Origin of the sequence: Pseudomonas sp. BIGb0558, assembly GCF_024807515.1 — a bacterium.
Lineage (GTDB): Bacteria > Pseudomonadota > Gammaproteobacteria > Pseudomonadales > Pseudomonadaceae > Aquipseudomonas > Aquipseudomonas yamanorum_A.
This window is the reverse complement of record NZ_JANUEW010000032.1, coordinates 37,617-49,573: the sequence shown is the minus strand read 5'-3', so window position 1 is coordinate 49,573 and position 11,957 is coordinate 37,617. Positions and strand designations below refer to the sequence as shown.

12 protein-coding genes are annotated in these 11,957 nt (G+C 58.5%); 6 read left to right on the top strand and 6 right to left on the bottom strand.

Translation table 11 applies throughout. From position 1 onward, the window contains the following. Nucleotides 1–159 precede the first annotated feature (159 nt). From M2400_RS26540 to M2400_RS26520, 5 genes are all read left to right on the top strand, one after another. Nucleotides 160–447: a hypothetical protein gene (locus tag M2400_RS26540; protein WP_259198139.1), complete on the top strand. Its 288-nt coding sequence runs from the start codon at nucleotides 160–162 to the stop codon at nucleotides 445–447. Nucleotides 448–534: 87 nt separating this feature from the next. Next, on the top strand, nucleotides 535–1,647 hold the full coding sequence (locus tag M2400_RS26535; RefSeq protein WP_177047557.1) for a polysaccharide export protein: 1,113 nt from the start codon (nucleotides 535–537) through the stop codon (nucleotides 1,645–1,647). A 14-nt stretch (nucleotides 1,648–1,661) separates the two neighbouring features. Then, complete coding sequence (locus tag M2400_RS26530; protein WP_294737876.1) at nucleotides 1,662–2,321, top strand: YjbF family lipoprotein; 660 nt, start codon at nucleotides 1,662–1,664, stop codon at nucleotides 2,319–2,321. Next, nucleotides 2,318–3,085: a capsule biosynthesis GfcC family protein gene (locus tag M2400_RS26525; RefSeq protein WP_259198134.1), complete on the top strand. Its 768-nt coding sequence runs from the start codon at nucleotides 2,318–2,320 to the stop codon at nucleotides 3,083–3,085. Before M2400_RS26530 ends, M2400_RS26525 begins: the two co-directional genes overlap by 4 nt. After that, entirely contained in the window at nucleotides 3,082–5,172 is a 2,091-nt protein-coding gene (locus M2400_RS26520; protein WP_177076615.1) for a YjbH domain-containing protein, read from the top strand. Before M2400_RS26525 ends, M2400_RS26520 begins: the two co-directional genes overlap by 4 nt. A 268-nt stretch (nucleotides 5,173–5,440) precedes the next feature. On the opposite strand, the gene M2400_RS26515 is transcribed toward M2400_RS26520, so the two are convergent. The 5 genes from M2400_RS26515 to M2400_RS26495 form a co-directional block, all read right to left on the bottom strand. Further along, entirely contained in the window at nucleotides 5,441–6,835 is a 1,395-nt protein-coding gene (locus M2400_RS26515) for an undecaprenyl-phosphate glucose phosphotransferase (protein ID WP_259198131.1), read from the bottom strand. A gap of 220 nt (nucleotides 6,836–7,055) precedes the next feature. Further along, nucleotides 7,056–7,745, bottom strand: a complete 690-nt coding sequence (locus tag M2400_RS26510; protein ID WP_259198130.1) for a helix-turn-helix domain-containing protein — start codon at nucleotides 7,743–7,745, stop codon at nucleotides 7,056–7,058. A 32-nt stretch (nucleotides 7,746–7,777) separates the two neighbouring features. After that, nucleotides 7,778–8,533 (bottom strand): EAL domain-containing protein, encoded by a 756-nt coding sequence (locus M2400_RS26505; protein ID WP_259198128.1) that lies wholly within the window; start codon nucleotides 8,531–8,533, stop codon nucleotides 7,778–7,780. Beyond that, nucleotides 8,526–9,254, bottom strand: coding sequence for a winged helix-turn-helix domain-containing protein (locus tag M2400_RS26500; protein WP_177047586.1), 729 nt, complete (start codon nucleotides 9,252–9,254; stop codon nucleotides 8,526–8,528). Before M2400_RS26500 ends, M2400_RS26505 begins: the two co-directional genes overlap by 8 nt. A 289-nt stretch (nucleotides 9,255–9,543) precedes the next feature. After that, nucleotides 9,544–10,395, bottom strand: coding sequence for a helix-turn-helix domain-containing protein (locus tag M2400_RS26495; protein WP_177047671.1), 852 nt, complete (start codon nucleotides 10,393–10,395; stop codon nucleotides 9,544–9,546). Between the two features lie 108 nt (nucleotides 10,396–10,503). Between M2400_RS26495 and M2400_RS26490 the strand changes: the two genes are divergently transcribed. Next, nucleotides 10,504–10,914, top strand: a complete 411-nt coding sequence (locus tag M2400_RS26490) for a hypothetical protein (RefSeq protein ID WP_177121449.1) — start codon at nucleotides 10,504–10,506, stop codon at nucleotides 10,912–10,914. On the opposite strand, the gene M2400_RS26485 is transcribed toward M2400_RS26490, so the two are convergent. Beyond that, nucleotides 10,908–11,903: a LacI family DNA-binding transcriptional regulator gene (locus tag M2400_RS26485; RefSeq protein WP_177131268.1), complete on the bottom strand. Its 996-nt coding sequence runs from the start codon at nucleotides 11,901–11,903 to the stop codon at nucleotides 10,908–10,910. The genes M2400_RS26490 and M2400_RS26485 overlap by 7 nt on opposite strands. Nucleotides 11,904–11,957: the final 54 nt, after the last annotated feature.

The following is an 11,957-nucleotide window of genomic DNA, read 5'->3' as shown; positions in this document are numbered from 1 at the left end:
TGGTGGTTTGCAGTATCCACAAGTGAGATGATTCCGAGGAGGCTAATTGCGCGATTCACTCTATTGTCGTGCAGTTTTCATGGCCTCTTTATCTCCGTTCCATCACTACTCCCTTATTGCAAAGTTGTATAAGGGGTAAATATCGAGAAGGAGTCTGATATGAGGACATTACTGTTGGCCGGCGTGCTGGCTTTCACAAGTACGGCGGCACTGGCGGCGGGTGAAGTCGCCGGCGCAGCGGTGAGCGAGGCGGCCAGCACAGGCGGCGAGTCACTGTCGTTGAGCACTCCGCTGGTGGGCGGCGTGACGCTCGGTGAAACCGTCGGGGTCGGCACCGCAGTTGTCGGCGCTGCCGCTGCTGCGTCCAACTCGGGCGGCAGTTCCAATGGCGGTACTGCCGGCACTGGCGGCACAACCGGTACAGGTGGTACCACCGGTACCAACTAATCACCCGCAACTTGTGTTGTTCAAAGATCACCCGGAAGTTTCTGGGTGATCTTTTTTAGACTCGCCCTCGACTAGCGTAGTGCCATTATGATTCGTAGGTTACCTGTTCTTTTGCTGGCAAGTATCAGCTTGCACGGCTGTATGTTTTCGCCTGGTCAACACATGGACACGCGTCAAATGTCCAGTGAGGGTTCTCCCGAAAGTACCCGGGTGGAGTTGATTCCCATCACCCCCAAATTGATTGCCATGGATGCCGCCACTCACGTTCGTGAGTCGGTGCCCGCGGAGTTGTTGTCTTATGTGCCGGGCGGTTATCGCGTCGGCGCCAATGACCTGTTGTTCATCACGGTCTGGGACCATCCCGAGTTGACGGCGCCGTCGGGGCCGCAACAGCAGCTCGACGCCAACGGGCGCCTGGTGCGTCCGGACGGCACGCTGTTTTATCCGTATATCGGCAATGTTCCGGTGGCGGGTAAAACCATCGAGGAGTTGCGCGCCTTTATCGCCGGGCGCCTGGCGCAGTTTATTGAAAGCCCTCAGGTCGACGTCAGCGTGTTGCGTTTTGCCAGCCAGACCGTCGTCGTCACCGGTGCGGTGATCAAGGCCGGCCAACAGCCGATCACCACCACGCCCTTGAGCGCCGTGGAGGCTATCGGTGCTGCCGGTGTCGACCCGACGAATGCCGACCTGTCGGGCCTGACACTCACCCGGGACGGCCGTGAATACCGGTTGGACCTGGACAGCCTCAATCGCCAGGGCTCGCAACTGCAGGGCATCTACCTCAAGGGCGGCGACCGGTTGTACTTGCCCTATAACGACCAGAAACGCGTCTATCTCATGGGCGAAGTCAACCAGCCCCGGGCACTGAGCTTCAAGGGCAAATCGATCAACCTGACCGATGCGCTGGGCACGGCGGGGGGCTTGAACCAGACCACCTCCAATGGCAATGCGGTGTACGTGATTCGCGGCGTGGACAACCTGGAAGCCGAGCCGGCCAAGGTGTTCCAGCTCGATGCCCAGTCACCTTCGGCGCTGGTGCTCGCCACCCGATTCGACTTGCAGCCCCAAGACATCGTGTACGTCGGGCCGGCCGGCGTGACGCGCTGGAACCGCCTGATCAGCCAACTGCTGCCAACCGCCACTGCCATTGGGCTGGGTGCCCGATCGGCCAATGACCTCAGCGAAGTCAACAGCAGATAAGGCGCCATCCTGTCGTGAAAATTTTGCCTACCTGCGCCGGTCTGTCGATGGCGCTCTTGTTGTGCGGGTGTAACCCGTTGATGAGGGCGTCCTGGTACACCCTCGAAACCTCCGTCACCGGCCCTGAGCCGATTAATGTCACCCAGGCCCAGGTCGATGCGGTGCCGTATCCGCAGATTCTGGTCACCACGGCCGTCAGCGAAGGGGTGATGGCCATGGCCCGCCGCCGTGGCGACCTGGAGTTCTGGGTCGCCTCCGGCAAGCAGGTGGTGATGATGCGCGACGGCCTGGTGGTACGTACTGTCGGGTTGGGTTTTTCCCTGGACGGCACCCGCTTCAGTGGCGAGTCGCCGTTCAAGCGCGGCCTTCAACATTTGCCCGACGGCTATACCAGCACGCGCTGGATCGACCTGTATGACGGCAACCGGATCGGCGTCGCCGTCAACAGCCGTTTCAGCCCCCACGACATCGAGACCCTTCGCATTCTGGACAAGGATTACGCCTTGCTGCGCATCGACGAGCAGGTGGATGTTCCCACCTTGAATTTCCACGCTACCAACCATTATTGGGTCGACCCGCAGGATGGTTTCATCCTGCGCAGCGAGCAGCATTTGACGCCCCGGTTGACCCTGAAGATCGTGCAGTTGCGCCCCGACAGGGAGGCTGCCCGGTGAAGTGTTCCGAGCTTTTATGCCTTGGCCTGTTGTTGGTTGGCCCAGGCGTTGGCCAGGCGGCGGTCACGGTCAGTGGTGATGTGCGCAGCCCCGGCGCCTTCGAGGTCAAGCCGGGGGCGCGTTTGCTGGACGTTATTCGCCTGGCTCAACCCAACGCCGAAAGTTACTGGTTGGGCGCCGCCTGGCTGCACCAGTCGTTGATGGACAAGCAGGCACGGTTGAAGGCGGGTGTGCTGTTCGACCTGAAACTGCTGCAACGGGGCGCCTTGCTGGATGACCGGCACTCGCGGGCGGACTTGAGTGCGCGCCTGTATCAGCAGGTGGAGCAGTTGCCCGTCACCGGTCGCCAGGTGACGGTGCTGGACCCGATCGCCGTGGAGGCCGGGTTTGCCCGCAACGCCTTGCTGGATGATGGCGACCAGCTGGTTTACCCCGCGAGACCGTCCACCGTGGAAGTGCTCGGGGCGGTCGTGCAGCCCTGTGATGTACCGTACCAGGCCATGCGCGAAGTCCGGGAGTATGTCCGCGACTGCACCGTCCTCGATGACGCCGAGCGTGATGACCTGTGGCTGATCCAGCCCGACGGCCAGGTGCGCCGCGTGGGCGTGGCGGCATGGAATCGGGAGGACGGCATTGTGGCTGCACCCGGTAGCCGGATTCTGGTGCCGATCCGCAGCGATGACCTTGAGACGCCGACCCCCGATCTCAACCAACAACTGGCCGAGTTTTTCGCCACCCAACCGTTGGCTGAGGTGAACCCTTGAATTTACGTTTTGCTGCTGTATTGCTCTTGCCCTGCGGACTGGTTCACGGTGAACCCCGTTACACCCAAAACGACTTTGGCGGCGTGGGCCTGCTACAAACCCCCACTGCACGCATGGCCCCGGCGGGCGAGTTGAGCGCCAACGCCAACCGCACCGATCCCTACTCACGCTACAGCTTTTCATTGCAGCCGTTCGATTGGCTGGAGGGTTCGTTTCGCTACACCGCCATCAGCAACCGCCGTTACGGTGCCGAGGCGTTGAGCGGAAGCCAGAGCTTCAAAGACAAAGCCATCGACTTCAAGGCCCGCCTCTGGGAAGAAAGCCACTGGGCGCCCCAAGTGGCGTTCGGCGCCAGGGACATCGGCGGTACCGGGCTGTTTTCCAGCGAATACTTCGTCGCTAACAAGCGCTATGGCAACCTGGATTTCAGCCTCGGCCTGGCCTGGGGCTACCTGGGTAACCGAGGGGATTTCAGCAACCCGCTGTCGGTGTTCGGCAGCAAGTTCAACGACCGGCCCAAGAGCACGGCGGTGGTCGCCAGGGCAGGGGACGTGAACTCCAATGCCTACTTCAGGGGACGTCCTTCGCTGTTTGGCGGGATTGCCTATCAAACGCCCTGGGAGCCTTTGAGCCTGAAGCTTGAATACGAGGGCAATGACTACAAGCACGAGCCGTTGGACAACCCGATCAAGCAGGACTCGCCGGTCAACATCGGCGTGGTCTACAAGCTGGCCGACAGCGTCGATTTGAGTGCGGCCTGGGAGCGCGGCAACACCGCGATGTTCGGCATCACCCTGCACACCAACTTTGTCAGCCGCAAGGCGCCGGTCAAGACCTACGACCCACCCGCCGAACCGTTGCCGGCACGCATGCCCACCACCCCGGCCGACCAGGTCAACTGGGCCAATGTCGCGGACCGGCTGCAGCAGAATGCCGGCTACAAGGTGGAGCGCATTGCCCAGCGCGGCTCGGAATTGATGGTGTATGGCGAGCAGCAACGCTACTTCTATTCCGCCAAGGCCGTGGGGCGTGCCAGCCGCATTCTCGACAACAGCGCCAATCAGGACGTCGACTGGTTCACCCTGGTGAACAAGCGTTATGACATGCCTATCGAAGAAACCAGCGTGCCCCGTGACACCTTCCGTGCGGTAGTGAACAACGAGCAACCGCTGACGGATCTGCACCGTGCCACCGAGGTCAATCCGGCGATCGCCCATCGGGAAACCACGCTCTACACCGCCAAGCCTGCGCCGTTCAGCTACGGCCTGGGCCTGGGTTACAAACAGAACATCGGCGGCCCCGACGGGTTGCTCTACCAGTTCACCGCCGACGCCGACGCGGAGTACCGTTTTACCCGCAACACCTGGTGGAGCGGCTTGCTCAGTGCCAACCTGCTGAACAACTACGACAAGTTCACCTACGACGCGCCAAGCGGGTTGCCACGGGTGCGTACCGACCTGCGCCAATACATGACGACGTCGGATGTGACGATGCCGAACTTCCAGGTCAACCATGCGCAGCGCCTGGACCGCGACCTGTATGGCATGGTCTACGGCGGTTACCTGGAGTCGATGTACGCCGGGGTGGGCGGTGAAGTGTTGTTCCGGCCTGCGGGCAAGCACTGGTCGGTGGGCGCAGACCTGAACTTCGTGCGCCAGCGCGATTTCAACCAGGGCTTCGGCCTGCGGGATTACCAGACCATCACCGGCCATGTCACCAGCTATACCGAGCTGCCCTTTGACACCCTCGCGGCAGTCAGCGTGGGGCGTTATCTGGCACGGGACTGGGGCACCACCGTCGACATCTCCCGGCAGTTCAAGAACGGTGTGAAATTTGGTGGCTGGGTGACGCTGACCACCGCCTCGAAGGAAGAATACGGCGAGGGCAGCTTCGACAAGGGCATCTATATTTCGGTGCCGTTCGACGAGTTGATGAGCACCTCGACGATGCGTCGGGCGAATGTCGTATGGGCACCTTTGACCCGTGACGGCGGGGCTCGCCTGAACCGTGCCTACTCGCTGCAGACCATGACCGACGGGCGTGACAGCGAACTGTTCTACAACAACTTCGACAAGATCACTGAGTGACGCCAAGGTTATCCGCTGCCCGGTGCTGAATGCGCCGGGCAGCGCAAGGACCTGCAGCCACCCAACGCCAGGTGCAATGCCGGCGGGCAATACTCCCCTGACTTTCCCTCTGTGATTTCTATGCGAATGGCGTGGGCCTGGATGCCCAGGCGCTGCTGTGGGCGGTATCGTTGCGCATGGCGGGGGTTGGGCGGGGAGGAACGACAAACGCCCCGCAGGGCGCCTGGTGCCCCGCGCCGCCGGTGTGGCGGTACGGGGTAGGGAGGGATCAGTAGATGTCTTTGGAGAGTAGGGTAAACGGCGTTTTGAAGAGGATCTTGATGTCGAGCCACAGCGACCAGTTGTTGATATAGCTCAGGTCGATATCGACACGCTTTTGCATCTTCTCCAGGGTCTCGGTTTCGCCACGGCAGCCGTTGACCTGGGCCAGGCCGGTGATGCCGGGCTTGATGCGATGCCGCGCCATGTACGCGCGAATCTTGCCCGAGTAGTAGTCGTTGTGGGCCACGGCATGGGGGCGTGGGCCCACCAGCGCCATATGCCCTTGCAGCACGTTGAACAGTTGCGGCAGCTCATCGATGGAGGTGCGGCGGATAAAGCGCCCCACCGGGGTAATGCGTGAGTCGTTGCGGCTGGCCTGGCGCACCTCGCGGTCGTCATGCACGCGCATCGAGCGGAACTTCCAGACCTTGATCACTTCGCCATTCCAGCCGTGCCGGTCCTGCTTGAAAATCACCGGGCCGGGGGAGGTGAGCTTGATCAGCAAGGCGAACAGCAGCAGCAATGGGCTGAGCAGCACAATCGCCAACAGTGCCAGGCTCTTGTCCAGCAGCGACTTGCTGAGTGCTGCCGTCGGGCGACTGGTGAGCGGGCTCTCGTTGAGGAAGATCGCGGGCAAGCCATCTACTTCGGCCACGCTGTGATTGAGCAGGAGCATGTTGTTGAGGTCGGGCACCCAGATCACGTCCACGCTGATCTCCAGCAGGTTGACGTATAACTCCTCGATATGAGTCGCTTCCTGGAGCGAGTGAGTGATGTACAGCCGGCGAATACCGTGCTGCCTGATCAGCGTGGGAAGGTCGGGCAAGTCGCCGAGAATCTGCGGTTGAGTGCTGTTCTGTGGCGACGCTGTGTCTGGACCTACGAGGCCGACCAAGGGCGAGCGTTTTTGCCTGGAAAGTGTGTTGGCCAAGTCCGTTGCAAGTTTCCCGGTACCAATAATCAGTGATTTCTGGCGTTCGTGAAGTTGTCGATGGTAATACCTGGACAGACTGTGAATCGGAATGTAGCAAAGTGCTAGTACTGGATAGCTGACAGCGGCCCAGAGTAAGAGGATCTCCAGGGGAAACAGCGAGCTGGCATTACAGGCCACGCCGACAGCTGACAATATGCTGAGGGTCAATAACCAGCCCGTGAATAATCGTCCCAGTCCTACAAAAAAGTCATCTTTTTTGCTATAGACATCACATAACATGTAGGCCGGGATAGATGCCAGTATTGTAATGGCAGCCAATATCCGGTAGTGGGATTCCAGTTGTCCGGTCTTGAACAGTGCCAGTGAAAACAAAAGTACAACGACCATACTCACGGCAATAGCCCACTGCCCCCAAAAGGTGAGGCCCTTGGGTGTAAGGTTACGATGCATTCTTCTGTTGTTAAGCATACTTCTGCTCCCTGTGGTATCCACTCACGTGCTGGCAGGTTAAAGCGAGGCGTGGTTTTAATGACTATCAAATGGCAGGCGCACGCGTAGGCGTGCGTATTGATAGTAATGAATGGCAGGGAGCAATGGCTGACGACTTATAACGCGGGCATGTTGTTATAAAATGGCAGATAGAAAGGGGTTTTAATAGGCAGGGTGAATTGTAATTTTTATGAAATAATTATTGTTCGGCGACGTTGTTGCGGTTGCTCAATGGGCTTTTTATTTTTTGTGTGAGGCAATAACCGCGGTTACGTACCGCCCGGAACAGGCGTTCGCCATCGTTCACCCGCTTGAACTTGTCCTGGAGCCGGCTAAGGCACATTTCGAGCCCTCGATAGATATCGGGTTCGCGCCCGATGTTGCGGATCAGCTCCTCTTTGCTCACCACACGTTCTTCATGATTCAGCATCTTTTTGATCAGGGCCGACTCAATAGTGGTCAGGGAAATTCGCAATCCGCCTTTTACCAATGCCCGGTCTTGTTGGGTAAGTAGCCAGACATCCGGGGCGCGCAAGGCGGACGTTGTATTAACCATTTCCGCTGTAGTGTTATTAAGCTCATGGCGCGCAGGTTCTGACTTCAGTACGCTGATTTTCGGGTTTTTTGCGGTGTCTTGAAGGTGTCGGGTTAGTCGGTTGTTGGCCTCATAAAGTCTTTTGGCGGCGACATAATTGCTTAGCCATAGATTGAAGTTCTGTTCACTGGTCACGGCATAGGAACTGGCCGAGGCATCCGATGCTTTTTCAGCGGTTTCGACCAGCGGGCCGCTGTCAACGTCGTAATGTAAAAATGCCACGTTGGGCGTGAAATCATGTAGCGCGATGGACGGGTACGTGGATGTAAATGTGTGTTTCTTGAGAGAACTCATGGCATTCACCGATTCCAGGAAAGTACGGGGGTTCATAAACTATCAGCAGGGGAGAAGTAGGGGCCCTGAAAATAGTCAAAAGGCAAGCGTCTGGCGAGAAGCGCGCTGTCGGCATACTCGACGTTGTCGGCGATGAACGAGACCCGGGTGGTGCTGATTAGTCCCAGCATCTGGTCGTAAAGCCGGTCGAACAGGCCTGAGCGCGTATTCAGACTGAGCCGGAGGGCCGAGTCTGGAAAAGGCATTTTTATATAGTCATAAAGACTCAAGTCGATCAGCAGGTCGGTGTTTTTTGTATGCAATGTGTAATTGTTATAGGCAAGTTTTACGTCGCTACGGTCTTTCAGTGTATAGAGTTGGCGGATCATGTTTCTGCGTTCTGCCGGACCCGCGAGAGTATCCAGTGTATTTTCAATGCTGACAATAAGTTGTTGTTTGTGTTTTTCCAGTGCGTTGGAAGTGTTGATGATTTCCTTGAGCAGGTCATCATTCATCAATAAGGATTGCTCTATCCGGAGAAACTTGTGCGGCCCCGGGCCTTTATCCACACGCAAACGTTTTCCTTCTCGGGCAAATGAGTTGGGCTTTGTGTATTGCAGAGCTTCGCTGTAAGCGTCTTTTAGCTTTTTGGAATAAAAGGGATACACATCATCAGGCAGGCTCTCAGGCGCCTGCTCGCTATGAACCCTGATCTCGCTGCCCCATAACGTACAATTTCGTTCAAGTATCGCTTGCCGCGAAAACTTGAAGTCGAATGACTCCGCAAGTAATTGAGTTCCGCTATTCACGGTTCGGCCGCTCCTTGACGGGGTGGATATGGTTAACCGAAGCCAGCCCTCTGCTTAGTTTGTAGCCGTAACCCCGAATACTTTGAATAATATTACTTCCGTAGTGTGATTTTATTTTGCCACGCAAGCGGCTAATCGATTTTTCCAGCGCGCGCGAGTCATAAAATCTGGCGTTAAGTCCCATCACCACGGCAATTTCATCGTGACTGAGCAGGCGATTATGAATGAGGGCTTCAAGTACCTTCATTTCGACGAAAGACACTTCAAGCTTTTTGCCGCCGCCGTAGATGCACATGCGGTCCTGATCGAGTAGCAAATCAGTATTACTTAGCCAGTATGTCTCGCTGAGGAACGCGGCGAAGAGCGCAAGTTTTTTCTCGGGCGAGCTCTCGACGACCTTTATGCAGTAGTCGGCGCCTGCGAGATAATATTTGGTTTTGCTTAGTGTGGTGGCAAAGGTGACAACCAGGAAAATCGTGCTGCCGGGGTTTTCGGATCTGGTTTTTTTAATGATGTCCAGCGTTTGAGTGCTGGCAGAGGGGGTGTCGATCTCTATGATGATGGCACGGTAATGTCCATGGCTTTCATAGGGACCAATTAGTTGGCCGTAGGAGCGTGTATCGACTTTTAGATTTTTCGGTACAGTACGAACTATAAGCTCGCTGAAGTCCTCGGATTTCGATGGGGTCCGTGCAATAGCGAGGACGTTGGAAAAATGCATCACGTTGCTCCCTTTTCCGGCATGCGAGGCCGTCAATTCAATCGCTGCAGGCGTTTAGATGTTAATCGAATTGAATACGCCAAAACGTGACAAATTTTAACATTCGGCACTTTATTTACGGGGGGTAAGGCGGTTTTCGGGTGGGTATTGAAAGCGGATTTCTGGGCGGGAGTTCTCATATGCTAGTGCAAATTTTTAGTGTGCGATAAGTATTTTAGGCCGGCTTGATTTTTCTGGCCGGATTGATTTAACCCTTCTAGTCCTTAAGCTCTAAATGCTTAAAATTCGACTATTTATAATAATCCAGCAGGGCGATAGCGGGCGTTGTGCGCTCGGATATGCCTGCACGGTCTGCGAGGTAGCGCGCCGGTGGTTTGCCGATAGCCTTGCGGAACATGGTGATAAAGCCGCTGGCGTTCTCATAGCCCAGGTCCAGCGCGACCGTTTGCACACTTTCACCTTTGGCCAGGCGCTGCAGTGACAGGATCACATGCAGCTGCCGGCGCCAGCGGCCGAAACTCAGGCCGAGCTCCTCCAGCAACAGCCGCGTCATGCTGCGTTCGCTCATGCCGATGCGCACGGCCCATTCACCCAGGGTGGCCTTGTCGCTGGGGTTGGCCAGCAAACTGTCGGCCAGGCGCCTGAGCCGGATGTCCCGGGGCATGGGCAGGTGCAGGGCCTCGACCGGTGCCAGTGCCAGTTCGTCCAGCAGCGTCGCCACCAGCCGTCCCTGGGCGCCATCCGTGTCATACAGCGGCGGGAAGCTGACGGCCTTGCTGATCAATTCGTGTAACAGCGCTGATACGGCGAGCGTGCAGCATTGCCGGGGCAGGGCGCTGGCAGCGTCGGGATCGACCAGCAGGCAGTAGACATCCGCGGCTCCCGACCCGCGTGCGGCGTGGGACAGGCCACCGGGAATCCACAACGCACACTGGGGTGGCACGATCCAGATGCCTTCTTCAATGACGCAATGGATCACCCCGCGCAACGTGTACATCAACTGACCCTTGCGGTGCTGGTGGGGTGCGTGCTCCCAGCTGGCGGAGGTACTCGAGGCGCTCACCGCTACCACGGCGCGGGGGATCGCATCGGCAAGGGCCGGGCGCAACGGGTCACGGGTTTCGAGGCGATGGTTGTACATGGCGGCGAGAGCCTTGGCTGGAATGCGAAACATTCTGGCCATTCTGTGCAATGGCGTCCAGTGGCGGCTTGGCTATTATGAGAACCATTCTCGTTAAAGGAGCTTCCCATGCAACTCGACAGTTCAACATTCCCCGTGGTGAAAATCGTGTTTGACGCCCCAAGCGACACGCCACCGCCCGATACCTTTGCCGCGTTCGAGGCCTTGTTGCAGCGTGAGGAGCCCTTCGTCCTGCTGCACGAAAAAGCCGTGGATGAAAGCACACACGAGCACTCCCACGAAGAACGCAAACAGGCCTCGATCTGGATGAAGAAGCACAAGCCGGCCCTGCGGGCTTTCGTCAAAGGCATGATTCAAGTGGAGCCCAACGCGGCCAAGCGCCTGGCGCTCAAGCCGTTTGCCGTGATGTTCGGCAAGGCGTGGGGCTACCCGCTGCTGGTGGTGGAGTCCAGGGATCAGGCCTGGGCCTTGGCGCGGGACGTGCTGGATACCCAGGTGTCGGATGTGGCGCACTACTGAGTCTTGGGCGCTGCCGTGCTGTCGCGCAAGGTGAGTTCGAACGGCAACACCACCTGGCGTTCCGGCAGGGACGTTTTCTCGATCAATGCGATGAGCATCTCCACCGCCTTGCGGCCAAAGGTTTCGGCAGGCTGGGCGATGGTGGTCAGCGGCGGGTCGCAGTAGGCGGCGAAGGGGATGTCATCAAAGCCCACCAGGGAAATATCCTCGGGCACGCGCAGGCCCTGTTGCTTGATGCGCTTCAAGGCACCGATGGCCATTTCGTCGTTTTCGCAGAACAATGCCGTGGGGCGTTCGGGCAGGGCGAGCATGATGCCAGCGCCCTCGAAACCGGCGTGCAACGTGAAGTCGCCGTGGCAGATAAGTGCCGGGTCGCGCGGGATGCCCGCGGCGTGCAAGGCGTCTTCATAACCGGCCACGCGGTCCTGGGTCAGCGGGCTGCTTTTGGGGCCCTTGATCAAGCCGATGCGGCGGTGGCCGAGGTCGATCAAGTGCTGGGTCATGGCCATGGCCGCGCCACGGTTGTCGAGGCTGATGGTGGGGTGGCGGCCGTGCTGGATCACCTCACAGGCATTCACCAGCGGCGGCGAGTCGGTGCAATCACTGAACGGGTCGGATGCGCGCAACTGAATCACCCCATCGGCCTGATGGGCGTGGACCAATTCGGCGAACTGCTTTTCGATTTCTGCCTGGCCCCGGGTGTCGCATAACAGCAACCGGTAACCCGCCGCTTGCGCCGCTTGCTGTGCACCGCTGATGACCCGGGCGAAAAACGTGTTGGCAATCGCCGGCACCAGGATCACCAGGTTGCCGGTGCGCCGCGAACGGAATTGCACCGCCATGCGGTTCGGCCGGTAGCCGGTCTGTTCCACGGCGGCGTTGACCTTGTCGCGGGTCTCGGGCAGCACACGTTCAGGGCTGGCCAGGGTTCTGGACACGGTGGCCACCGAGACCCCGGCCAAGCGGGCGACTTCACGAATATTGGACAAGACCACCTCGTTATCAGAGCAACAGCCGCCAAGTTTACCGCAGCCGGGGTTTGA